Consider the following 21958-nt stretch of genomic DNA (forward strand, 5'->3'; position numbering starts at 1 on the left):
CCCTGACGGGCGCGCTCTTCTTTTTTGAAAATACCATTGGGGGTCGCTATTGGTTGCGCCATTGGTCCGAGAAACCAATGGCCATGGGCTGGCCCCCACCTCTGCCTCTTGCCACTCGTGAGTTGTCACAGTAAGGCGACCGCCATGAGCACCGAGACCCCCCAACGCCCCCGCAGAAACTTCTATGGCCGCTTCAAGGGCAAGACCCTGAAGCAGAGCCAGAAGACGTATCTGAACGAAGACCTCGACGCCCTGTCGCCCGGCGCGGTGGATTGGGAAAGCAACCCTGAACGCCACCCTCTGGACCTGAATACCCTGTTCGGTGGCAAGGATGTCTGGCTTGAGGTCGGCTTTGGCGGTGGTGAACATCTGGTGCATCAGGCCGCAAGCAATCCGGATATCGGGATCATCGGGGCCGAGCCCTATATCAACGGCGTCGCCATGTTGCTGGGCAAAATCCGTCAGGCCGGGGTTGAAAACCTGGCCGTACATCCCGGCGATGCCCGCGACTTGTTCGACGTTTTGCCTGAGGTGAGTATCTCACGCGCCTTCCTGCTGTATCCCGACCCCTGGCCCAAAACCCGGCATCACCGCCGCCGCTTTGTCACGCCCGAGCATCTGGAACCTCTGGCCCGCGCCCTGAAGCCGGGGTCGATCTTCCGGGTTGCGACCGACATTCCCGATTATGTTCGCCAGACGCTTGAGGAAGTCCCCCGCGCAGGGTTCGAATGGCTGGCCGAGCGCCCCTCGGACTGGCGCGAGCCGTGGGACGACTGGATTTCCACCCGGTACGAACAGAAGGCGCTGCGCGAAGGGCGTACGCCCCACTATCTGACGTTCCGTCGACTGGGTTAGCTGTCGTTCAGCGCAGGGAATGCACGCCCTTTGGCAAACCATGCGATCCCAAAGGCCCATAAGGCGATGGCCTCGACAAAGAAGGTCAGGTTCAGGCTGTTCCACCATTTAAGGAAACCCGGCCCGCCGATTTCGCCTTTGATCGCCAGCACCGCGACGCAGGCCAGAATGGTCAATCCGCAAATGCTGTAAAGCTTGTTGCGCCGCCGCTTGCTGTCGATCATCACGCCGTCCTTCTCGTGCCGTTGCGGGATGACCCGTTTCAGCACGATCAGGCAGTAGAGACCCAGATAGACGAACAGAATGCCTGCGGCGATCATGTGCCAGTTGCTGGCGGTGCTGAACAGGTTGAAAAAGCCTTGATCCGGTGCCTGTCCGACCTTGATGGGCGGGGCGTTCTTAACCTCGACAAAGACGCGCGACAGGAATGTCTGATGGCTTTCGCAGCCGCTGTCTAATGTGGGGACTGAGGCAACGATAAAAGCGCCGAACCCGGCGACGCTGCTCAGCGTGTCCTCAAAGAATGTATCACCTGTATAGGCGATCAGGAATCCACCAACGAAATAAAGCAACCCGACAAAGATCGCCCCCAGAAACTGGGCATAGTAGAAATGGCTGATACTGTCGCGAAAGCAGCTGCCGCCAAAGATTGCCCCGCCAGCCAGAATCAACGGCAGGCCGAAGGCAACGAGGCCGACAAGGAAAGCCAGCCTTTGTTCAATCTTGCTTTCAGGGCGCAGTGGATCTTTGGGGTGAAACAGGTCTCGGGGCCCTCGGGCCATCAGGGGTAAGGCGTCGGCCATGGCGTGTTCCTTCAATGTCAGGTTCAAAAATCAATCAAATCGAATGGCGGTATTGTAGCACCGAAGCGGCGTTTCTCACAGAATTAGCCGTTCGCCGGACCAAAGCGGCGTTTTGCGGGACCTTTGACGCTGGACCAACCGGTCCCAATTCGCTAAGCGGCTTGGGCACTGATAGCGCAAAAGGAGCCCCCATGTCCGGACACGGTACGCCCATTCCGATGACTTCGCATCCCTGCGGTCCGCTGACCGGTACTGCCGAAGTCCCCGGCGACAAGTCGATCTCGCACCGGTCCTTGATTTTGGGCGCGATGGCGGTTGGTGAGACAAGGATCTCGGGCCTTCTGGAGGGCGAGGACGTTCTGGACACCACCAAGGCCATGCGCGCCTTCGGGGCCGAGGTGACAGATCACGGCGGCGGCGAATGGACCGTTCACGGTGTGGGTGTCGGCGGTTTTGCCGAACCCGATCAGGTGATCGACTGTGGCAACTCGGGCACCGGCGTGCGGCTGATCATGGGTGCGATGGCGACCTGCCCGATCACGGCGACCTTCACTGGCGATGCCAGCCTGAACAAACGGCCGATGGCGCGGGTTACGGATCCTCTGGCGCTGTTCGGGGCGCAATCGGTGGGCCGTTCGGGTGGGCGTTTGCCGATGACCATCGTGGGCGCGGCAGAGCCTGTGCCGGTGCGCTATGAGGTTCCCGTGCCTTCGGCGCAGGTGAAGTCGGCTGTTCTGTTGGCCGGTCTGAACGCGCCCGGCAAAACCGTGGTGATCGAGCAAGAGGCCACGCGCGACCATTCCGAACGGATGCTGGCGGGCTTCGGGGCCGAAATCACGGTTGAGGACACCGATGAGGGGCGGGTCATCACCCTGACCGGTCGCCCCGAGTTGAAACCGCAGGTCATTGCCGTGCCGCGTGATCCCTCCAGCGCGGCCTTCCCCGTCTGCGCGGCGCTGATCACGCCCGGCTCGGACGTGCTGGTTCCGGGCATCGGCCTGAACCCGACCCGCGCGGGCCTGTTCACCACGCTGCGCGAAATGGGTGCGGACCTGACCTATGAGAATGAGCGTGAAGAGGGCGGCGAACCGGTTGCCGATCTGCGCGCGAAATACTCTCCGAATATGCAGGGGATTGAAGTTCCGCCCGAGCGCGCGGCGTCGATGATCGACGAATACCCGGTGTTGTCCGTCGTTGCGGCCAACGCCACCGGCACCACCATGATGGGCGGCGTGAAAGAGCTGCGCGTCAAGGAAAGCGATCGGATCGACGCGATGGCGCGCGGCTTGCGGGCCAACGGCGTCACGGTGAACGAAGGCGACGACTGGTGGTCGGTTGAGGGGCTGGGTATTGGCAACACCCCCGGCGGCGGCACCTGTGAAAGCTTTCTGGATCACCGCATTGCAATGTCCTTCATGATCCTTGGGATGGGCGCCAAGAGCCCTGTGACGGTGGATGATGCGGGCCCGATTGCGACCTCGTTCCCGATCTTCGAGCCTTTGATGGCGCGCCTTGGGGCGCAGCTTGTCAGAAACAATCGGTAAGTCGGACAATGACAAGCAGTTTCACCGTTGCGATTGATGGTCCGGCTGCGGCGGGCAAGGGCACAGTATCAAAGGCCGTCGCGGCGCATTTCGGGTTTGCGCATCTGGATACGGGGCTTCTGTACCGCGCGGTTGGCCGCCGTACGCTGCAAGGTGTGGAAGCTGTGGAAGCGGCGCAGTCCCTGACGGCAGAAGAACTGGATCAGGGTGATCTGCGCACGGCAGAAATCGCTCAGGCCGCGTCCAAAGTGGCTGTGATCCCCGAGGTACGAGCCGCATTGGTTGATTTCCAGCGTGCCTTTGCCCGGCGGGCAGGGGGGGCGGTTCTGGACGGGCGCGACATTGGTACCGTGATTTGCCCGCAGGCCGAGGTGAAACTGTTCGTCACCGCCAGCCCCGAGGTGCGGGCGGAACGGCGGTTTCTGGAACTTCACGCCAAAGGGGCCGACGTGACGCGGGCACAGGTGCTTGAGGATGTGCGCGAGCGCGATGCCCGCGACGCCGAACGCAGCACAGCCCCGATGAAAGCGGCGGATGATGCCGTTCTTCTGGATACGTCCGACCTGAGCATCGACGAAGCCCTGGCCGAGGCGCTTGCGGTGATAACAAAGAAACTGCCCGCGACACGGTAGCGACGCGGGCAGATCGGTCAGATTACAACTCGCCCACGGCGATGCTTTGAATCTTTGACCACTGATCGTCAGCAGTTTTCGCCGTTCCCGCAACATCTTTCAGGAAGGCGGCGCGGGTTTCGGCGTTCAGGAACAGATACAGCTTGCCATCTGCGACCAGATATTGATCCGGGTCGCCGTCGAACTTCTTGCCGACCGAAACACCAAACGAGCAGAAGCCACCATGTTGTGGCAGGAAGGCGGCTGGGTTGGCCTCGAACGCTTCGCGGTTTGCGGCGGTGGTAAAGTAGTAGGACGCCCCGTCATAGGTGGCGGAATGGGTCGCAAAACCTTCGACCGGGTTGCCGTCATTGACCAGCGCAACAAGGTCGACTCCGTGGGCGGCCAATGGCGCTCCGGCGGCGGAGATGCCGTTGGACACATTGATTTCATCTGCCGCAAAAGCGGGTGCGGCGGCCAGCGGCAGGGTTGCGATCAGAGAGGTCAAAACAAGTTTCTTCATGGTGTAGTCCTTTTCATTTTCTTTTTCGGGCCGAACCGGGTGTCGGCCTGTGAAACAGACATAGAGGCGGGGTTTTGAACGCGTTATCGCAGGAAGGCCCGCGTTTTTTGCAGATCGTTCAAACCTGCGGGCCTTGCATAAAATCCTGTTCACTAAGCTTTGTTTGGTCAGGGGCCATGGCAGCGCCTATGGTTAGCTGGACACTTGCAGGAGATTGATCATGATCCGCCTCGCCCTTGCGCTGATGTTACTGGCCGGAAGTCTTGCCGCCCAAGAGGCTGAGCCTCCGATGGATTATGAAAGGCTGGGCAAGATCCTGTTTGCCCTGGACCCCGAGGCGCAGCCGATTGGGCCGGGGTTTCAGCTTACAATCTCGGACGTGCCGGTTTTGGTTGTCACCGATGTCAGCACCAATCGGATGCGCGCGATGGTGGCGGTTCGCAGTGCCGATGAGCTGTCGAAAGAGGAACTTCACCGCATGATGCAGGCCAATTTCGACACCGCCCTTGATGCCCGTTATGCGATTGCCAACGGAACCGTTTGGGCGACGTTCATCCACCCGCTTGCATCCTTGCAAAAGGACCAGCTGATCTCGGGTCTGGCGCAGACAGTGAATATCGCTGCGACCTATGGCACATCCTACACCGGCGGCGCGATTCAATTCGGTGGCGGCGACAGCGATGAGTTGCAGCGGCAGCTGATCGAGGATCTGCTGAAGAAGGGCGAGGAAATCTAGGGGTTTACGTTGAACTTGATGCTTGTCGCTTGCAGCGTTCACAGGTCCGGGCAGTGTAGGAACCCCCAACAAAATATAGCGTCATAGACCCTAGCTGGACACAAGAATGATGCTATAGTCTCCCATAGCAAAAAAGGGACAGCTGCTACAAAAACCCCAAACAATAAGGGGAAGCAGCCATAAAATCCCCCAAGCCAACAGGGACAGAAATACATGAACAATCGTTTGCGCAAAATCACCATCGTGGGTGGCGGCACGGCGGGATGGATGACCGCGCTTATCCTCGAAATGGTGCTTTCCCGCACGTCCGCCCCCAAAGACCGCCCGCGCATCTGCCTGATCGAAAGCCCCAATATCTCGACCGTGGGTGTGGGCGAGGCGACAGTACCGCGCATGCCGGTCACACTGCGTCAGGCGGGTATTTCCGAGCGTGACTTTTTCCGTGAAACCAATGCCTCGTTCAAGCTGGGCGTGAAGTTCTGCAACTGGAACAAAGACGCCAAGGGCAATCGGATCGACTACGTAAACCCCTTTGCCCATGGGCAGTTGCTTGAGGGGTTGGAGGCCGCCGAGTATTTCCTGCGTTTTGGCAATGGGGATCGGGACTTTACGCAATCGATCTCACCTCATGACGATCTGGCCCGTCTGTGCAAAGGCGCGCGGGCCTTGGGGCAGCCGGAATTCGAGCAGCGCTTTGGCTATGCCTATCATCTGGATGCCGTGAAATTTGCAGGCATGCTGACTAAGGTCTGCACCAAGCGCGGCGTCGAACATATTCAGGATGAGGTGCAGGCGGTCGAACTGGACGAGCAGGGCAATGTCAGCCACCTGATGCTGGAACGCAAGGGCCGCCATGACGTCGAGATGGTCATAGATTGCACCGGCTTCCGCGGATTGATCATCAATCAGGCCCTCGGCGAGCCGTTCAAGGACTACTCTGAATACCTGCCGAATGATCGCGCCATGGCGTTGCAGGTCGAACATCCCGATCCGGAAAAGATCGAAAGCGTCACGCGGTCGACTGCATTGGGTGCGGGCTGGACGTGGCGGGTGCCGCTCTATAACCGTGTGGGCACCGGATATGTGTATTCGTCGGCGCATCGGACCGATGATCAGGCGGCGGATGAATACCTTGAATGGCTGGGCGACAGCGGCAAAGGTCTGACGCCGCGCGTCATCCCGATGCGCGTCGGGCGCGTGCGCAATGCCTGGGTCAAGAACTGCGTCGCTATCGGCCTGTCCGGTGGATTCATCGAGCCGCTGGAAAGCACCGCGATCCACATGATCGACCACGCCGTCCGCTGGTTTGCCGAGCATCTGCCCACGCGGGACATCGAGCCGCAGTTGCGCGACAGATACAATCGGCAGGTGAACAAGCTGTATGACGAGGTTCTGGATTTCATCTGTCTGCACTACCGGTTGGGCAACCGCACGGATGATCAATATTGGATCGACGCGCGCACCGAGATGAAAATCCCGGATCGACTGGCCGAGAATCTGGAACTGTGGCAGCACCGCCTGCCGATGGAACACGATATCGAGTTTGCAACGCTGTTCAATTTCCGCGTCTATCAGACGGTGCTTTTGGGCAAACAGGTCTATGACACGGGATATGGCACCGGCATTCGGGATCGTATTCGTCCGTTGAAAAAGCCGATCTGGTTCCAGTGGTGGAAGGGCGCGAAAGTGGACCTTGCGCAGATCCTCAAGACGATGCCGGACCACAAGACCCTGCTGCGCGATATCCGGGGTGAGCTGAAGCGACCTGCCTTTGACAAGGCCGTTGCGGCGAAACCTACAGTGGCGATGCCCGGTACGGCTCCGGCGCCGCTGGTGGTGCAGAACATGCCGAACCTTGTCGAGATTCAACGCGGCGAGAAGGACTTGCAGTTGTTCTAGCAAGCCCTTCGGGTGCGCGAAAAACCAAGATGGTGACGGTTTACGCCGGTACAGGCACCGGCGTCCGCTCACCCAGCAGATAGCGGATCACATCGATGTAGTCGAAGGCAAGCGAGATCACGATTGTCAGCAGGGCGAAGCGGATGATCCACCGGGGCGGCGTCGGCATATCGGCGCGGGCCTGCTGGAACCACAGGTAAATGGCCAGCGGTGTCCAGAACGGGATATGGCCCAGCCCCATCAGCCGCACATACCCCATCTGGGTGAAGATAAACTTGACCCCCAGCGCCGCCAGCACGGTGCCGACGACCGTGACAACCGCAACAAGGCGCGATTGCCGCCAGATCAGCAGCGCAAAGGGCAGGATAAAGGCCCCGAGGGTCAGGATTTTCATCCAGATCTGAATCCACTGTGGCTGCTGTGAAACGATAAGGTCGAACTCTCCCATGGGGCGACGGCTCCGTGTCTTGTTGTGATTGACCGTCAGGTGCCGTGTCCCGCCAGCGGGGGCAACCGGACACGCGCGGCATCAAGTAATTGTGAAACCGGCAAGTTCGGGCATGTCTTCGGGCGCAGATGGCTTTCGACTTGCGGGACCGGACCCAACCCGCTATAGAGCACCCGTCTTAACACGGGCGGTCAACGTCCGGATGACGTATCTGAGCAGGGCCGGGTCACCTCGGCCCTTTGTGTTTGTGTAATCGGATGCGCCCCGGATCACGCCTGAAGGCACCATCAAACAAGACCGGCGGAGACAACCGCTCGGCCAGCAAAAACGTATGTAAAGGAAAACAACGCCACATGGCTAACGCATCCATGGAGGAATTCGAAGCCCTCCTGAATGAAAGCTTCGAAATGGACACACCCGAAGAGGGTTCTGTTGTCAAAGGCAAGGTTCTGGCGATCGAAGCCGGCCAAGCCATCATCGACGTCGGCTACAAAATGGAAGGCCGCGTTGATCTGAAAGAATTCGCAAATCCCGGCGAAGCCCCTGAAATCGCTGTAGGTGACGAGGTCGAAGTTTACCTGCGCGCCGCAGAAAACGCCCGTGGCGAAGCCGTCATCTCGCGCGAGATGGCTCGCCGTGAAGAGGCATGGGACCGTCTGGAAAAAGCATATGCCGACGACCAGCGCGTCGAAGGTGCAATCTTTGGTCGCGTCAAAGGTGGCTTCACCGTCGATCTGGGTGGCGCAGTTGCGTTCCTGCCCGGCTCGCAGGTTGACGTCCGCCCCGTGCGCGACGCTGGCCCGCTGATGGGTCTGAAGCAGCCGTTCCAGATTCTGAAAATGGACCGCCGCCGTGGCAACATCGTTGTGTCGCGCCGCGCAATCCTGGAAGAATCGCGTGCCGAACAGCGTGCCGAGGTTATCGGCAACCTGTCCGAAGGTCAGACCGTCGAGGGTGTCGTCAAGAACATCACCGAATACGGTGCATTTGTTGACCTGGGCGGCGTTGACGGCCTGCTGCACGTCACCGACATGGCATGGCGTCGTGTCAACCACCCGTCCGAGATCCTGACGATCGGCGAAACCATCAAGGTTCAGGTCATCAAGATCAACAAAGAGACCCACCGCATCAGCCTGGGCATGAAGCAGCTGCAGGAAGATCCGTGGGATCTGGTTGCTGCGAAATACCCGCTGGGCTCGGTTCATCAGGGTCGCGTCACCAACATCACCGATTACGGCGCGTTCGTCGAGCTGGAAGCCGGTGTCGAAGGTCTGGTGCACGTGTCCGAGATGTCCTGGACCAAGAAAAACGTCCACCCCGGCAAGATCGTTTCGACCAGCCAGGAAGTCGACGTTATGGTTCTGGAAATCGACGGCGCCAAGCGTCGCGTGTCTCTGGGCCTGAAGCAGACCATGCGCAACCCGTGGGAAGTGTTTGCAGAAACCCACCCCGAGGGCACCGAGGTCGAAGGCGAAGTCAAGAACATCACCGAATTCGGTCTGTTCATTGGCCTCGAAGGCGACATCGACGGCATGGTTCACCTGTCCGACCTGTCCTGGGACGAGCGTGGCGAGGATGCGATCCAGAACTACCGCAAGGGCGACGTCGTTCAGGCGGTTGTCTCGGAAGTGGACGTCGAGAAAGAGCGTATCTCGCTGTCGATCAAAGCCCTGGGCGGTGACAAGTTCGCCGAAGCCGTGGGCGGCGTGAAGCGTGGCTCGGTCATCACTGTCGAAGTGACTGCTATCGAAGATGGCGGCATCGAGGTCGAATACGAAGGCATGAAGTCCTTCATCCGCCGTTCGGACCTGAGCCGTGACCGTGCCGAACAGCGCCCCGAGCGTTTCTCGGTCGGTGACAAGGTCGACGTTCGCGTCACCAACGTTGACAGCAAGACCCGCCGTCTGGGCCTGTCGATCAAGGCACGCGAGATCGCCGAAGAGAAAGAGGCCGTGGAACAGTACGGTTCTTCCGACTCGGGCGCATCGCTGGGCGATATCCTGGGTGCAGCGCTGAAATCGGGCGACTAAGCCCGGGCGCAGTCCCAATCATGAATTACGGCCTCGCGCACCCGCGCGGGGCCGTTTTTGTTGCGAATCAATATGTTCCGATTCATCGGCTTATTCGGGGTATCGCTCGCGCATTAAGTGTGGAAAACGGGAAAACTGGCAAAAAATCGCGTGAGTCCGCGCCAAATTCCCATGCCTTCGCCCATAGTTTGCTTTCCCCTGATCCGGCTTTTTCCCTATACTGTCAGAACAGTAGACCTGTCACACCGGCCGCCTGGGAGGGGTAGTACGAATGATCCGTTCAGAATTGATTCAGAAGATTGCCGACGAAAATCCACATCTTTATCAGCGTGACGTCGAGCGGATCGTGAACACCGTATTTGAGGAAGTGACAGATGCCATGGCCCGCGGCGACCGGGTCGAGCTGCGCGGATTTGGTGCATTTTCTGTGAAAAAGCGCGATGCCCGTGTCGGGCGAAACCCCCGCACCGGTGAGACCGTTCAGGTCGAAGAAAAATGTGTACCATTTTTCAAGACGGGTAAGTTGCTAAGGGACCGATTGAACGGTAAAGCCTGACCCCATGATGCGCTACCTTCGATATGCTTTTCTCGGGACCCTGGGGATCATCCTGATTTCGGTGTCTCTGGCCAATGTTCAATCGGTTGAACTCAAGCTGATGCCTGACGCTCTGGCCGCATTGCTGGGGTTCAATCTGACCACCACTTTGCCCTTGTTTCTGGTGGTGCTGGGTGGCGTTGTGGCCGGTCTGGTCATCGGGTTCCTGTGGGAATGGCTGCGCGAGCACAAGCATCGCAAGGACGCGACCGTGAAAAAAGGCGAAGTCCGCAAGCTTGAGCGTGAAGTCAAGAAGCTGAAGAAAAAGCAGAACGAAGGCAAAGACGAAGTTCTGGCCATTCTGGACGAAGCCAGCTAAGGCGCACCCAATGTCCGATGTAAGGTTCAAGATCTGCGGCTTGTCCGCCCCTGAACATGTGCGCGCTGCGGCCGAGGCCGGGGCGGGCTATGTTGGGTTTGTGTTTTTTTCCAATTCGCCCCGTAATGTGACGGCAGCAGACGCAGCCGTATTGGCGCATCAGGTTCCGGCAGGCGTCGCAAAAGTGGCCTTGGTCGTCAACGCGACGGATGAGGAATTGGACGCCATTACCTCGACCGTCCCGCTGGACATGCTGCAACTGCATGGCAAGGAAAGCCCCGACCGCGTGGCGCAGGTGCGTACCCGCTACGGCCTGCCTGTGATGAAAGCCATTGGCGTGGCCGAGGCCGAGGATCTGGCCGCGATTGACCTGTATTCGGATGTGGCCGACCAACTGCTGATCGATGCCAAACCGCCCCGCAATGCAGAGCTTCCCGGCGGCAACGGGTTGGCCTTTGATTGGCGCTTGCTGGCCGGTCGCAAATACTGGCGGCGTCCCTGGATGCTGGCCGGCGGCCTGACGCCTGAAAACGTGGCAGAGGCTGTTCGCATGACCGGTGCGCAGCAGGTCGATGTTTCATCCGGCGTTGAATCGGCCCCGGGCGAAAAGGACGCGGCCCTGATCAAAGCCTTCGCAGCCGCGCTGGGGTGATCTGATCCGCGCCTTGTTTCGTATCTCCTGCAAGGGGAGATGGAACATGCTGGCAGCCTTTGGCGGTATTTCGCTGAAACATTGGTACAACGCGCCCGAGTTCTTCTGGCGCACGCGACAGGCGTTGCATCAGGCCAAGGGCGACCCGCTATGCGTCCATGCGGACGTGTTCCATCAGGCGGGCCTCTATTTCTCGCTCAGCGTCTGGCAGGATATCGAGGCGATGCTGACCTTCGCGCAATCCGGCCCGCATCGCCGCGTGATGCTGGCGGCTGACCGGCTGGCAAATGTGAACCGGTTTTATCACTTTCCTTGCATTGGCGTACCGACGCCCCAGCAGGCCGTGGACGTTTGGCAGCAGTACACAGATCGCGCGTCATGATGCGTTTTGCCCATGGCAAATCCCGCCGCCACCTCCTATGAACAACGGGTACGACGAGTGGAGACACCCATGGCCAACGATCTTTTCAACTCTTTCATGTCCGGCCCCGATGAACAGGGGCGTTTCGGTATCTTCGGCGGACGGTTCGTCAGTGAAACGCTGATGCCCCTGATCCTGTCGCTGGAAGAGGAATACAACAAGGCCAAGGATGATCCGACCTTCTGGGCCGAGATGGATGATCTGTGGGCCAATTATGTGGGCCGCCCCTCGCCGCTGTATTACGCCGAACGCCTGACCGAGCATCTGGGCGGCGCGAAGATCTACCTGAAACGTGACGAGCTGAACCACACCGGCGCACACAAGATCAACAACGTGCTGGGCCAGATCATTCTGGCACGCCGTATGGGCAAGACCCGGATCATCGCCGAAACCGGGGCAGGGCAGCACGGCGTTGCCACCGCCACCGTCTGCGCCAAGTTCGGCCTGAAATGCATCGTCTACATGGGTGCCCATGACGTACAGCGTCAGGCCCCGAACGTGTTCCGCATGCGTCTGCTGGGGGCCGAGGTGATCCCGGTGACAAGCGGCAGAGGAACGCTGAAAGACGCGATGAACGACGCGTTGCGGGATTGGGTAACCAATGTGCGCGACACGTTCTACTGCATCGGCACCGTCGCTGGCCCTCACCCCTATCCGGCAATGGTCCGTGACTTCCAGTCGATCATCGGCAAGGAAGCCAAAGAGCAGATGATGAAGGCCGAGGGCCGTCTGCCTGACACGATCATCGCCGCCATTGGCGGTGGTTCGAACGCGATGGGCCTGTTCTATCCGTTCCTCGACGACAAAGAGGTCAATATCATCGGCGTCGAGGCCGGCGGTAAGGGCGTGAACGAGAAGATGGAACACTGCGCCTCTTTGACCGGTGGTCGCCCCGGTGTGCTGCACGGCAACCGCACCTATCTGTTGCAGGATGACGATGGCCAGATCCTCGAAGGTTATTCGATCTCTGCCGGGCTGGATTACCCGGGTATCGGGCCCGAACACTCGTGGCTGAATGATATTGGTCGCGCAAACTATGTCGCAATCACCGACAAAGAAGCGCTGGAGGCGTTCCAGCTGTGCTGCGCCACCGAAGGTATCATTCCGGCGCTTGAGCCCAGCCATGCGCTGGCCCATGTGATGAAAATCGCGCCCGATCTGCCCAAAGTTCACCTGATCTGCATGAACATGTGCGGTCGCGGGGACAAGGATGTGCAGACCGTTGCGAAGTACCTGAACTTCGACATGTCAGACACCGAAGGCCGCACGGCGGACTAAGCGCTGAAACCTTCGAACGGATAGAACCGGCCCACATGTGGGGGCCGGTTTTTCTTTGTCCTTCGTGCTGAGCGGTCTCTAGCCCTTCGAATTACGCGGTGCCAAACGGACCTAAAAACGGTTCATTGCGATAAAGCTCAGGTGCTCCCTCGTAAGTTCTCGGGGTGCGTTGGCTTATCGGGTCGTGGCGGGCTGTGGTCTTTGATGCCGAATTTCAGGTGGCGTCAGTCGGTCTTGGTGGAGTGTTGACGCAATATGTCCAGCGGCACAATCTCCAGCGCCCGATGATGCGTGGCCTCAAGATGCACCTGCGGGGCGCAGCCCTCGTCATGGGCTTGCAGGAACCGACCCGCGCACAGGCACCAGCTATCGCCGGGTTTGAGGCCGGGAAAATCGAATTCGGGACGTGGGGTGCTTAAATCGTTTCCGACATATTTCGAATAGGCCAGAAACTCGGCGGTCATCACGGCGCAGACCGTATGGCTGCCCTGATCCTCGGGACAGGTGTTGCAGGCCCCATCGCGGAAGAACCCGGTCAGGGGATCGCGCGAGCAGGGGGCGAGAACGCCCCCCAACACATTGATGCTGTCCTGCTTTTGCATGGACCTACCTTACAGGCTTTCGGCAATCTTGCGAAACATTCCCAAATTCACATCGTTCATGCCCGGTTCACGGAACTTACGATCCGCAGCCGTCGAGACGATCAGAACACCGCGCGCCCGGTCGATATAGATGTGCTGTCCATAGACACCACGGGCCATAAATTCACCTTCATGCGCGCCGGGCGGGATCCACCATTGATAGCCGTAGCCGTATTCATCGGGCGCTGTCGGGGCGCTGGACGCAACGGCTTCGGCGATCCATTCAGCCGAAACGATCTGCTTTCCGTTGTATTCGCCCTCTTGCAGGATCATCTGACCGAACCGGGCGAAGTCTCGGGTGGTGAAGTTCAGACCGCCCAACGCAAACGCAACCCCGTCACCATCGGTGATGTAGAAGCCATCCTGTTCCAGACCCAGCGGCTGTATGACCTTTTCCGTCAACAGGTCTGTCACGCTGCGCCCGGTCGCACCACGGATCACCATGCCGATGACATGGGTGTCGATCGATACATATTGCCAATCCTCGCCCGGGGTTACGAACGTGTCCTGCAACGAGGCCGCGAAATCGTCCAACTCACCGCCCAAAGCAATAACGCGGCCCATCCGGTTAATGTCCGAGTCGTAGTCCAGATAGTCTTCGTCGAAGGTGACGCCGCTGGCCATGTTCAACACATTGCGGATCGTCGCGCCGTCATAAGCTGTGCCCTTCAGGCTTGGCGCGTATTTCACCACCGGATCATCCAGCGAGTCGATAGCCCCCTCGGCCATCACGATACCGAACAAGGTGGCAAGATAGCTTTTGGCGACCGACCAGGAGATTCGCCGATCCTCGGGCGTGGTGCCCTGATAATAGTCTTCGAACAGAATCTGCCCGTCCTTGATCACCAGCAAGGATGTCAGCGACCGTTCCTCAAGCCATTGGTCGGTTCCGTCAGGCAGCTCGATACCAGCGCCATAAGGAAGTTCGGACACCGGCCCGTCACCGCGCGGCAGGTTCGCCGTCAGGAATGCCTCATCCATATGAGAGAAATTGTAGACAATTTTCTCCTCCGAAAACAGAGAGTTCACGGCCATCAGGCGCTTGATCTCTTCGCGCTTCCAGAATCCGACAACCGCCGCTGCCAGCACCAGAATGAGCAGGATGCGCAGCACCCACTTCAACAATTTTCTCATAGATCTCCTCCAATTTGCGGATTGTTGTAGAACGCGGTTCGTTCAATTCGCAATTGGGACGTGGCGGCACTGCACGCGGATTCTACTTGAACTTATCCAGCAGTTTTTGCATCGCCGAACGGTCGTCCGGCTGGGGCTCTGGTTCGGCTTTGATGGCAGGCGCAGCCGGTTTTGCAGGGGGTTTGGATGATCGCGGTGGAGCGGTGCGCAGGGCGACCGCATTCATGAACTTGCCGCCATCGCCATCGGCCAGGTGCCCAGCACCATCCGAGACACCGCGCAGCACATCCTCAAGCCAATCGCCATCGGCTTTGGCAAAATCGCCTAGCACATAGGGCGACACCATTTCCTTGCGCCCCGGATGCCCGATGCCCAGCCGAACCCGGTCGTAGGCCGGGCTGATATGTTCGTGGATCGAACGCAGACCGTTATGCCCGGCATGCCCGCCGCCCGCCTTGACACGCACCTTGCCGGGGGCCAGATCCAATTCGTCGTGAAACACCGTCACGTCGGTCGAGTCCAGCTTGAAGAACCGCATCGCCTCGCCCACGGATTGACCCGAACGGTTCATGAAGGTCTGGGGCTTGATCAGCAGCACTTTTTCGCCGCCAAGACGCCCTTCGGCGATCTCGGCCTGAAATTTTGACTTCCAGGGGCTAAACCCGTGATCCTCGGCAATCCGGTCCACGGCCATGAAGCCGATATTGTGCCGGTTGCGGGCGTATTTTGAACCCGGGTTCCCCAATCCGACAAACAGTTTCATCGTCTCGTCCTTCGTGCAGTGCAGGGGGTTGATGGCACGGAATACCACCCGATTCCAGCCCGACCAAAAGAAAACGGGGCCCGAAATGAGCCCCGTTTCAAAATCCAAATCGTTGGGTCCGGATTTATTCTTCTGCAGCTTCCTGGCCGACGACTTCTACTTCGTCCGCGGCCACTTCTTCGCCTTCTTCATCGTCGCTGGTCGACAGACCGGTCGGCGCTGAGATGTTGGCGATCACGAAGTCACGGTCGATGGTCGGCTTGGTGCCAGCAGGCAGATCAACCGACGAGATGGTGACAACGTCGTTGATGTTCAGGCCGGTCAGATCAACGGTGATCTTCTCAGGAATGTCACCGGCGGTGCACATCAGTTCGACTTCCGGGCGGACGACAGTCAGAACGCCGCCCTTCTTGATGCCGGGTGCTGCTTCTTCGTTGATGAACTCAACGGGGATGTACAGCGCGATCTTGGTGGTCCGGCGCAGGCGCATCAGGTCCAGGTGGGTCGGCAGGTCTTTGACGACGTCACGCTGAACGTCGCGGCAGATGACGCGAACGTCTTCGTGGCCTTCAACCTTCAGGTTCCACAGGGTCGACTTGAACCGACCCGCTTTCAGGCGCTTGAACAGAACGTTGAACGGGATCTGAATCGGCAGCGGCTCTTTGTCGCCACCAAAAACAATGCCCGGAACCATGCCGTCGCGGCGTGCCTGACGAGCGGCGCCCTTGCCTGTCCCCGTCCGTTCCAGAGCTACGAGATCAGGAATCTCTCCAGCCATGATAATTCTCCAATGTTAGGGCGGGCATCCTCCAAGGCTGTATGCCCGCGTGAAGTCGCGTCCTTAGCTTGATTCATTGGGTTTGGAAAGGGGTTTTTGGCGGTTTTCCTTTTTGCGAGGCTCTGCCTCGCGCTCCGGGATATTTATAGCCAGATGAATAAAGGATCCATGCTTCATCTGGCCACAAATATCTCGGGGGAGTCGCCCGAAGGGCGGCGGGGGCAGAGCCCCCTGCGCACGCCCATCAGCTTTGCCAACGCCCACCGAAATCTTCGGGGACCAACAAGTTGTGACGGCCCAGATCGGTCACTTTGCGTTCCCCGCAAAGCGCCATAGTGGTGTCGAGCTCTTTTTGGATCACCTCAAGGGCGGTGGTCACACCGGCTTGTCCCATCGCACCCAAGCCATAGACGAAGGCGCGGCCGATATAGGTGCCTTTCGCGCCGAGCGCCAAAGCTTTCAGAACGTCCTGCCCCGACCGGATGCCGCTGTCCAGATGCACTTCGGTATCTCCGCCAACCGCATCCATGATTTCCGGTAGCACCCGGATCGAACTGAGCGCGCCGTCCAGTTGGCGACCGCCGTGGTTTGACACAATGATGGCGTCTGCCCCCAGTTTGGCCGCCATTTTTGCGTCGTCGGCGTCCAAAATACCCTTCAGGATCACCTTCCCGCCCCAGTGCTCCATCAGCTTTTCGACCTTCGTCCAATCCAGGCTTGGATCGAACTGTTCCGCGGTCCATGCGCCCAGAGAGGACGCATCTGAAATGCCCTCGACATGGCCAACGATATTCCCGAACTCTCGCCGTTTGGCGCGCAGCATTTCGATGCCCCAAGACCATTTGGTCATCAGGTTCGCGATGGTTTTCAGGGTCAGCTTGGGCGGGGCGGACAGGCCGTTTTTCAGATCCTTGTGCCGCTGGCCCAGGATTTGCAGATCCAGCGTTATGACCAGAGCGGAACAATTTGCATCTTTCGCGCGCTGGATCAGTCGGCTGACGTAGTCTGTATCCTTCATCGTATACAGCTGAAACCAGAACGGTTTGGTTGTGTGCTCGGCCACATCCTCGATCGAGTTGATGGACATGGTGGACAAGGTGAACGGCACGCCGAATTCCTCGGCGGCCTTGGCGGCTTTCATTTCTCCGTCCGCATGTTGCATTCCGGTCAGTCCGACAGGTGCAAGCGCAACAGGCATCGATACATCCTGTCCGATCATTTGCGACGCTGTCGAACGCCCGGCCATGTCCACCGCGACCCGCTGGCGCAGTCGGATTTGTTCGAAGTCCGAGCTGTTTTCGTGAAAGGTCTGCTCGGTCCAACTGCCGCTTTCCGCATAGTCGTAGAACATGCGTGGTACGCGGCGTTCATAGATGCGTTTGAGGTCTTCGATATTGGTAATAACGGGCATGAAGCAGACCTTTGAGGTTTTGGTTAAATTTTCTTACCAAGTTTTGAAGATCCTCACTACGCCTTTCGTGATTGCCTTTTCCGTGTTCACTCCCCGGTAAAACAAAAGCCGCAGCGGGGTGACCCGGCTGCGGCTTTGCTCAAGTAGTTTAGGATGCGTTTATTCAGACGGAATGGGCCCCGTCGGACAGGGATTTGACAAAATCCAGCACCTCGGCAACCGGCTTGCCTGCGCCGATCTGGCTGACAATGGCCGAACCGACGACCGCGCCGTCTGCAACAGTTGCAATCGCGCGCGATTTTTCAGGCGTATTGATGCCAAAGCCTACGATGACGGGCAAATCGGTCGCGGATTTGATCCGGGCGACCTCGGGTCCGACATTGGTGGCTTCGGCCTCTGCCGCGCCGGTGATGCCGGTGATCGAGACATAGTAGACAAAGCCCGAGGTGTTCTGCAGGACGCGCGGCAGGCGTTTGTCGTCGGTTGTGGGCGTGGCCAGGCGAATGAAATTCAGGCCCGTCGCCTGAGCGGGCAGGCAAAGCTCTTCATCTTCTTCCGGCGGCAGGTCAACAACGATCAGGCCATCGATGCCAGCGGCCTTGGCATCCGCCAGAAACGCGTCCACACCCCGGCTGTAGATTGGGTTGTAGTAGCCCATCAGCACAATCGGCGTGGTGTCGTCGCTTTCACGGAAAGCGCGCGCCAGATCCAGCGTCCGCTGCAATGTCATGCCACCGTCCAGCGCGCGTTGGCCTGCGGCCTGAATGGTGGGGCCGTCCGCCATCGGGTCGGTGAAGGGTAAACCCAGCTCGATCACGTCCACGCCTGCGCCCGGCAATCCTTTGACCACCTCCAGCGAGGTGTCATAATCGGGGTCGCCCGCCATGACATAGGCAACAAATGCTTTCTTGCCTTCAGCTTTCAGGGCGGCAAACTTGGCGTCGATACGGGTCATCGGATGTCCTTGCAATCAGGTTTGGACCTGATGTGCAGAAAGTTTCACCGAAAATCAATCCCGCCCGGACCAGAACGGATCAGAAGCCCAGATGATACCGCAAGAGCAGGGTGTTCACGCCCGGGTTCGGGTCCTGCGTGCTGGCGTTCGACTTGTGGGTGATCGCAACCGAGATCTTATCGCCGCCATTCAGCGTATAGCCGAGGCCCAGAAGGCTGCGGATCTGGAAACTGCCGCCCAGATCATTCTCATCGCTGCCTTCATTGTAGTATCCCGGCATCACGCTGCCTTCGACAAACCAACGGTCGTTGAGGCTGTATACCCCAATCAGACCGGCGCCGAGATGGGCGCCGCCATCGGCGTCAACTGACAGGGCCGCACCCCAACCGGCGCTGAACCGGGTCGCCTGGTGAAAGGGTTGATGCTGGTATTCCAGCGAAACAAGGGCCTGATCATCGGCAGCATCATCGGAAAAATCCGCGTATCCGGCACCAAAAATCAAGGATTGAGCCTGGGCTGCTGCAGGAAGGGCAAGCGCCAAAGCAGAGGCGAAAAGGAACTTCTTCATAACCGTATTTCTAAGGCTGTTACATCGTTACGCGCTAAGTGGTTATCGTAAGATGTAAATTTCAATTCGCGCAAGAACACGATTTAGGAACAGTTTCGTGATGTGGCCATTTGGGCTCGGTCCGTTTCGCGTCACGCTACTGCTTGCGCATTCCACCGCAGGTGCATAGAAGACGCCGTCACATCGCTTTCAGGAGGCCGCAATGGGCTTTAAAATGGGAATCGTGGGTCTGCCGAATGTGGGCAAGTCGACCCTCTTCAACGCGCTGACCAAGACCGCGGCCGCGCAGGCGGCGAATTTCCCGTTCTGCACCATTGAACCCAATGTGGGGGATGTGGCGGTTCCTGACGACCGGCTGGACAAGCTGGCGGCGATTGCCTCATCGAAGCAGATCATCCCGACCCGGATGACGTTCGTGGACATTGCCGGTCTGGTCAAAGGGGCCTCGAAGGGCGAGGGGCTGGGCAACCAGTTTCTGGCCAATATTCGCGAGACCGATGCCATTGCCCATGTGCTGCGTTGTTTCGAAGATGGCGATGTGACCCATGTGGATGGCCGCGTTGATCCGGTAGCCGATGCCGATACCATCGAGACCGAGCTTATGCTGGCCGATCTGGAAAGCATCGAAAAGCGCCGTGCCAATCTGGTGCGCAAGCTGAAAGGTAACGACAAAGAAGCGCAGCAGCAGGAGCGTCTGCTGGCCGAGGCGCAGGCCATGCTGGAAAACGGCAAACCCGCGCGTCTGGTCGAAGTCTCCGACGAGGACGCCAAAGCGTGGAAAATGCTGCAGCTGCTGACCACCAAGCCCGTGCTCTATGTCTGCAACGTGTCCGAGGAAGAAGCCACCGAGGGCAATGAGTATTCGGCCCGCGTGGCCGAAATGGCCGCCGCGCAGGGCAATTCTCACGTCATAATCAGCGCCAAGATCGAAGAAGAGATCAGCCTGCTGGAAGAGGACGAAGCGCAGATGTTCCTTGAGGAGATGGGCCTGGAAGAACCCGGCCTCGACCGCCTGATCCGGGCCGGTTACGACCTGCTCAAGCTTGAGACCTATTTCACCGTCGGCCCGAAAGAGGCCCGCGCCTGGACCATCCGCACCGGCACCGCCGCGCCGCAGGCCGCTGGTGTAATCCACGGGGATTTCGAAAAGGGTTTCATTCGGGCCGAGACCATCGCCTATGACGACTACATCGCTGCGAATGGCGAGCAGGGCGCGAAAGAGGCAGGCAAGATGCGGGCCGAGGGCAAGGGCTACATCGTCAAGGACGGCGATGTGATGCACTTTTTGTTTAATACCTGAACCGGAACTGGTTAGGTCGCCTGCGACGTGCCTTGTTTTGGTTAAGTCACCAGTAGAGCAAGGCTTGCAACGCATAGGCGTCGCGTCGGCCGAGCTTGGTGACAAAATGATCCGTCGCTGGCCGCGTAAGGCCGGGCGGGGATCGTTCTACTAATTAGATTTTTGCCGGTTGCCTGCTTGGTGATCGACTGATCTTTTTTAAGAGCGGCTTCTTAGTTCGTCGAATTGATGAATCAAGAACTCCTGTTCCCGCGCACGCGAAACAACCTTTACTCCGATCAGTCCGTGAACCAAGCCGGCAGCGCCTGAGAGGAATGCGGACAAGCAAATCCAAACTACCGTTGGTCGCATGTTCAGTATTCCTGCTAGCGGCAGAAACGTCAGGTTTCCAAACCAAAACGACGTTATCAACAGCAATGCGAAACCGGCAGTCAAAATCAGGACGACTTCTGAACTGACATTTCGCCGTGCACGCTTAATTATTTTTCGGCGCGCGGCCAAGGTTAGTTGGCCGGGATCAAAATCAAGCATTGTGTATTAGGACTCTCACTGTAATCACAAACGTATTCAGCTCTGTCATTCATTCCACCTTACCTTATGAAACCACTATATTTTATTAAAGCGGTAAGTGCAGGCTGGATCCTGTCGACCGCGCGCTCTCCCTTTTTGAATATGCTAAGGACAAGCAGAATGTGGTTATTGAGTTCTTGTTCGTGCACAAAGGCGTGCGCCCCACTTCGGTATCGTGTAAAACCCGGTGGCCTTGTATCAGAGACATCTCCAAATGATCGAAATCCGCGACCTCCAACTCCTCAGCGCCCTTGCACGGCATCGCCATTTTGCCAAAGCGGCCGAGGAATGCGGGATTTCGCAGCCCGCCTTTTCGATGCGCATTCGCAACCTCGAAGATCGGTTGGGTGTGTCCATCGTCCGCCGTGCCAACCGGTTTCAGGGATTGACCGAAGAGGGCGAGATGATTGTCCAGCGGGCGCGGCGCATTCTGGACGACACCAAGGCATTGGAACAGCAGGTGCTGGCGGCCAAGGGTGAGATCACCGGGACGCTGATCCTCGGCGTGATTCCGACCGCGATTGCCTTTACCGGGCGTCTGGTCAAGCGGTTGCGGGACGCTCATCCCCGAATTGTAACCCGGATCGAGACCATGTCCGCGACCGCGATCCAGCACCGGCTGGACGAGGGTAGTCTGGATGCGGGCATCACCTATGGCGACAGCATCGGCACCGATCTGCGGCAGGTGCAACCCTTGTATGAAGAGACCTATGTGCTGCTGGTTCCGACCCATATGACGGATGAAACCGGCCCTATTCCGTGGGCGCGTGTGGCCGAATTCCCGCTCAGCCTGCTGGAACCGCAGATGCAGAACCGGCGCATCCTTGATCGGATTTTCGCCGAACAGGGCCTGCACCCGGATGTGGTGGCCGAGACCAGCGGCTTCACCGCCTCGATGGTCATGGCGCGTGAGGGGTTGGCGGCCACCGTTGTCCCCCGCGTTCTGGTGCGGGCGCTGGGCGATCTGAGGGGGACGCGGGTGCTGCCTCTGGTCGATCCGATTGTCAGCAAACCAATATGTCTGGCGACCCTGACCCGCGACCCGGAGCTGCCCACGGTCGAGGCCCTGCGCGCTGTGGTGACGTCTTTGCGGTGATAAGCTGTCGTTATCGTGCGATTGCGAC

At 58.9% G+C, this 21958-nt stretch carries 23 protein-coding genes; 13 read left to right on the forward strand and 10 right to left on the reverse strand.

Annotated features, from left to right (window positions below; translation table 11 throughout):
• Positions 1-144: 144 nt before the first annotated feature.
• Positions 145-855: a tRNA (guanine(46)-N(7))-methyltransferase TrmB gene (gene trmB, locus ACR0KX_RS13810; protein WP_170454423.1), complete on the forward strand. Its 711-nt coding sequence runs from the start codon at positions 145-147 to the stop codon at positions 853-855.
• Here the strand turns inward: trmB and ACR0KX_RS13815 are convergent.
• Positions 852-1658 (reverse strand): hypothetical protein, encoded by an 807-nt coding sequence (locus tag ACR0KX_RS13815; protein WP_170520454.1) that lies wholly within the window; start codon positions 1656-1658, stop codon positions 852-854. The two genes, trmB and ACR0KX_RS13815, sit on opposite strands and share 4 nt — an antisense overlap.
• Before the next feature lie 191 nt (positions 1659-1849).
• Here ACR0KX_RS13815 and aroA point away from each other — a divergent pair, with 191 nt between their 5' ends.
• Together aroA and ACR0KX_RS13825 are read left to right on the forward strand one after the other, a co-directional pair.
• On the forward strand, positions 1850-3202 hold the full coding sequence (aroA, locus tag ACR0KX_RS13820) for a 3-phosphoshikimate 1-carboxyvinyltransferase (RefSeq protein WP_480708520.1): 1353 nt from the start codon (positions 1850-1852) through the stop codon (positions 3200-3202).
• Between the two features lie 8 nt (positions 3203-3210).
• A complete protein-coding gene (locus ACR0KX_RS13825; protein ID WP_170454417.1) occupies positions 3211-3834 on the forward strand; it encodes a cytidylate kinase in 624 nt (207 codons plus the stop codon).
• 22 nt (positions 3835-3856) lie between these two features.
• Here ACR0KX_RS13825 and ACR0KX_RS13830 read toward each other — a convergent pair whose 3' ends face one another.
• The gene (locus tag ACR0KX_RS13830; protein WP_170454416.1) at positions 3857-4336 is read right to left on the reverse strand and encodes a YHS domain-containing (seleno)protein; all 480 of its coding nucleotides are present in this window, start codon (positions 4334-4336) and stop codon (positions 3857-3859) included.
• Between the two features lie 220 nt (positions 4337-4556).
• On the opposite strand from ACR0KX_RS13830, the gene ACR0KX_RS13835 reads away from it, so the two are divergent.
• Positions 4557-5072: a hypothetical protein gene (locus tag ACR0KX_RS13835; protein WP_170454415.1), complete on the forward strand. Its 516-nt coding sequence runs from the start codon at positions 4557-4559 to the stop codon at positions 5070-5072.
• A 213-nt stretch (positions 5073-5285) separates the two neighbouring features.
• On the forward strand, positions 5286-6971 hold the full coding sequence (locus ACR0KX_RS13840; RefSeq protein ID WP_170623829.1) for a tryptophan halogenase family protein: 1686 nt from the start codon (positions 5286-5288) through the stop codon (positions 6969-6971).
• Positions 6972-7011: 40 nt separating this feature from the next.
• Here the strand turns inward: ACR0KX_RS13840 and ACR0KX_RS13845 are convergent, their stop codons facing one another.
• Positions 7012-7419 carry a hypothetical protein gene (locus ACR0KX_RS13845; protein WP_170623827.1) on the reverse strand — a complete coding sequence of 136 codons (408 nt, stop codon included), beginning with the start codon at positions 7417-7419 and terminating at the stop codon, positions 7012-7014.
• A gap of 353 nt (positions 7420-7772) precedes the next feature.
• Between ACR0KX_RS13845 and rpsA the strand changes: the two genes are divergently transcribed.
• The 6 genes from rpsA (at position 7773) to trpB (ending at position 12714) form a co-directional block, all read left to right on the forward strand.
• On the forward strand, positions 7773-9449 hold the full coding sequence (gene rpsA, locus ACR0KX_RS13850) for a 30S ribosomal protein S1 (RefSeq protein ID WP_170454410.1): 1677 nt from the start codon (positions 7773-7775) through the stop codon (positions 9447-9449).
• 271 nt (positions 9450-9720) lie between these two features.
• Positions 9721-10005: an integration host factor subunit beta gene (gene ihfB / locus ACR0KX_RS13855; protein WP_050603110.1), complete on the forward strand. Its 285-nt coding sequence runs from the start codon at positions 9721-9723 to the stop codon at positions 10003-10005.
• 7 nt (positions 10006-10012) lie between these two features.
• Positions 10013-10363, forward strand: a complete 351-nt coding sequence (locus tag ACR0KX_RS13860; protein ID WP_170623905.1) for a LapA family protein — start codon at positions 10013-10015, stop codon at positions 10361-10363.
• A gap of 10 nt (positions 10364-10373) precedes the next feature.
• Complete coding sequence (locus ACR0KX_RS13865) at positions 10374-11015, forward strand: phosphoribosylanthranilate isomerase (protein ID WP_170623825.1); 642 nt, start codon at positions 10374-10376, stop codon at positions 11013-11015.
• A gap of 46 nt (positions 11016-11061) precedes the next feature.
• A complete protein-coding gene (locus ACR0KX_RS13870) occupies positions 11062-11397 on the forward strand; it encodes a hypothetical protein (RefSeq protein ID WP_170623824.1) in 336 nt (111 codons plus the stop codon).
• A 69-nt stretch (positions 11398-11466) separates the two neighbouring features.
• On the forward strand, positions 11467-12714 hold the full coding sequence (gene trpB, locus ACR0KX_RS13875; protein WP_480708521.1) for a tryptophan synthase subunit beta: 1248 nt from the start codon (positions 11467-11469) through the stop codon (positions 12712-12714).
• Positions 12715-12938: 224 nt separating this feature from the next.
• Here trpB and ACR0KX_RS13880 read toward each other — a convergent pair whose 3' ends face one another.
• The 7 genes from ACR0KX_RS13880 to ACR0KX_RS13910 form a co-directional block, all read right to left on the reverse strand.
• Positions 12939-13316 carry a DUF2237 domain-containing protein gene (locus ACR0KX_RS13880; protein WP_170623822.1) on the reverse strand — a complete coding sequence of 126 codons (378 nt, stop codon included), beginning with the start codon at positions 13314-13316 and terminating at the stop codon, positions 12939-12941.
• Positions 13317-13325: 9 nt separating this feature from the next.
• Positions 13326-14489: a serine hydrolase domain-containing protein gene (locus ACR0KX_RS13885; protein ID WP_170623819.1), complete on the reverse strand. Its 1164-nt coding sequence runs from the start codon at positions 14487-14489 to the stop codon at positions 13326-13328.
• Positions 14490-14571: 82 nt separating this feature from the next.
• On the reverse strand, positions 14572-15252 hold the full coding sequence (gene pth, locus ACR0KX_RS13890) for an aminoacyl-tRNA hydrolase (protein ID WP_170623817.1): 681 nt from the start codon (positions 15250-15252) through the stop codon (positions 14572-14574).
• A gap of 124 nt (positions 15253-15376) precedes the next feature.
• Complete coding sequence (locus tag ACR0KX_RS13895) at positions 15377-16030, reverse strand: 50S ribosomal protein L25/general stress protein Ctc (protein ID WP_170454398.1); 654 nt, start codon at positions 16028-16030, stop codon at positions 15377-15379.
• A gap of 244 nt (positions 16031-16274) precedes the next feature.
• Positions 16275-17441 carry an alpha-hydroxy acid oxidase gene (locus ACR0KX_RS13900; protein WP_170623815.1) on the reverse strand — a complete coding sequence of 389 codons (1167 nt, stop codon included), beginning with the start codon at positions 17439-17441 and terminating at the stop codon, positions 16275-16277.
• Between the two features lie 163 nt (positions 17442-17604).
• Positions 17605-18396 carry a tryptophan synthase subunit alpha gene (gene trpA, locus ACR0KX_RS13905; protein ID WP_170623813.1) on the reverse strand — a complete coding sequence of 264 codons (792 nt, stop codon included), beginning with the start codon at positions 18394-18396 and terminating at the stop codon, positions 17605-17607.
• A 79-nt stretch (positions 18397-18475) separates the two neighbouring features.
• Positions 18476-18964: an acyloxyacyl hydrolase gene (locus ACR0KX_RS13910; protein ID WP_170454392.1), complete on the reverse strand. Its 489-nt coding sequence runs from the start codon at positions 18962-18964 to the stop codon at positions 18476-18478.
• A 202-nt stretch (positions 18965-19166) separates the two neighbouring features.
• Here ACR0KX_RS13910 and ychF point away from each other — a divergent pair, with 202 nt between their 5' ends.
• Together ychF and ACR0KX_RS13920 are read left to right on the forward strand one after the other, a co-directional pair.
• Positions 19167-20264 carry a redox-regulated ATPase YchF gene (gene ychF / locus ACR0KX_RS13915; RefSeq protein ID WP_170623811.1) on the forward strand — a complete coding sequence of 366 codons (1098 nt, stop codon included), beginning with the start codon at positions 19167-19169 and terminating at the stop codon, positions 20262-20264.
• A gap of 784 nt (positions 20265-21048) precedes the next feature.
• Entirely contained in the window at positions 21049-21930 is an 882-nt protein-coding gene (locus tag ACR0KX_RS13920) for a LysR family transcriptional regulator (RefSeq protein ID WP_170454387.1), read from the forward strand.
• Positions 21931-21958: the final 28 nt, after the last annotated feature.

It is taken from the genome of Ruegeria sp. BG5, assembly GCF_056538425.1.

Excerpts from the sequence above, each read along its gene's own strand:
- ACR0KX_RS13870 (WP_170623824.1), top strand. The coding sequence starts at position 11,062 with ATGCTGGCAGCCTTTGGCGGTATTTCGCTGAAACATTGGTACAACGCG.
- rpsA (WP_170454410.1), top strand. The coding sequence starts at position 7,773 with ATGGCTAACGCATCCATGGAGGAATTCGAAGCCCTCCTGAATGAAAGC.
- ACR0KX_RS13835 (WP_170454415.1), top strand. The coding sequence starts at position 4,557 with ATGATCCGCCTCGCCCTTGCGCTGATGTTACTGGCCGGAAGTCTTGCC.
- trpB (WP_480708521.1), top strand. The coding sequence starts at position 11,467 with ATGGCCAACGATCTTTTCAACTCTTTCATGTCCGGCCCCGATGAACAG.
- pth (WP_170623817.1), bottom strand. The coding sequence starts at position 15,252 with ATGAAACTGTTTGTCGGATTGGGGAACCCGGGTTCAAAATACGCCCGC.
- ACR0KX_RS13815 (WP_170520454.1), bottom strand. The coding sequence starts at position 1,658 with ATGGCCGACGCCTTACCCCTGATGGCCCGAGGGCCCCGAGACCTGTTT.
- ACR0KX_RS13895 (WP_170454398.1), bottom strand. The coding sequence starts at position 16,030 with ATGGCTGGAGAGATTCCTGATCTCGTAGCTCTGGAACGGACGGGGACA.
- ACR0KX_RS13865 (WP_170623825.1), top strand. The coding sequence starts at position 10,374 with ATGTCCGATGTAAGGTTCAAGATCTGCGGCTTGTCCGCCCCTGAACAT.
- ACR0KX_RS13830 (WP_170454416.1), bottom strand. The coding sequence starts at position 4,336 with ATGAAGAAACTTGTTTTGACCTCTCTGATCGCAACCCTGCCGCTGGCC.
- trmB (WP_170454423.1), top strand. The coding sequence starts at position 145 with ATGAGCACCGAGACCCCCCAACGCCCCCGCAGAAACTTCTATGGCCGC.
- ACR0KX_RS13920 (WP_170454387.1), top strand. The coding sequence starts at position 21,049 with ATGATCGAAATCCGCGACCTCCAACTCCTCAGCGCCCTTGCACGGCAT.
- ihfB (WP_050603110.1), top strand. The coding sequence starts at position 9,721 with ATGATCCGTTCAGAATTGATTCAGAAGATTGCCGACGAAAATCCACAT.
- ACR0KX_RS13910 (WP_170454392.1), bottom strand. The coding sequence starts at position 18,964 with ATGAAGAAGTTCCTTTTCGCCTCTGCTTTGGCGCTTGCCCTTCCTGCA.
- ACR0KX_RS13845 (WP_170623827.1), bottom strand. The coding sequence starts at position 7,419 with ATGGGAGAGTTCGACCTTATCGTTTCACAGCAGCCACAGTGGATTCAG.
- ACR0KX_RS13885 (WP_170623819.1), bottom strand. The coding sequence starts at position 14,489 with ATGAGAAAATTGTTGAAGTGGGTGCTGCGCATCCTGCTCATTCTGGTG.
- ACR0KX_RS13900 (WP_170623815.1), bottom strand. The coding sequence starts at position 17,441 with ATGCCCGTTATTACCAATATCGAAGACCTCAAACGCATCTATGAACGC.
- trpA (WP_170623813.1), bottom strand. The coding sequence starts at position 18,396 with ATGACCCGTATCGACGCCAAGTTTGCCGCCCTGAAAGCTGAAGGCAAG.
- ACR0KX_RS13840 (WP_170623829.1), top strand. The coding sequence starts at position 5,286 with ATGAACAATCGTTTGCGCAAAATCACCATCGTGGGTGGCGGCACGGCG.
- ACR0KX_RS13825 (WP_170454417.1), top strand. The coding sequence starts at position 3,211 with ATGACAAGCAGTTTCACCGTTGCGATTGATGGTCCGGCTGCGGCGGGC.
- ychF (WP_170623811.1), top strand. The coding sequence starts at position 19,167 with ATGGGCTTTAAAATGGGAATCGTGGGTCTGCCGAATGTGGGCAAGTCG.
- aroA (WP_480708520.1), top strand. The coding sequence starts at position 1,850 with ATGTCCGGACACGGTACGCCCATTCCGATGACTTCGCATCCCTGCGGT.
- ACR0KX_RS13880 (WP_170623822.1), bottom strand. The coding sequence starts at position 13,316 with ATGCAAAAGCAGGACAGCATCAATGTGTTGGGGGGCGTTCTCGCCCCC.
- ACR0KX_RS13860 (WP_170623905.1), top strand. The coding sequence starts at position 10,013 with ATGCGCTACCTTCGATATGCTTTTCTCGGGACCCTGGGGATCATCCTG.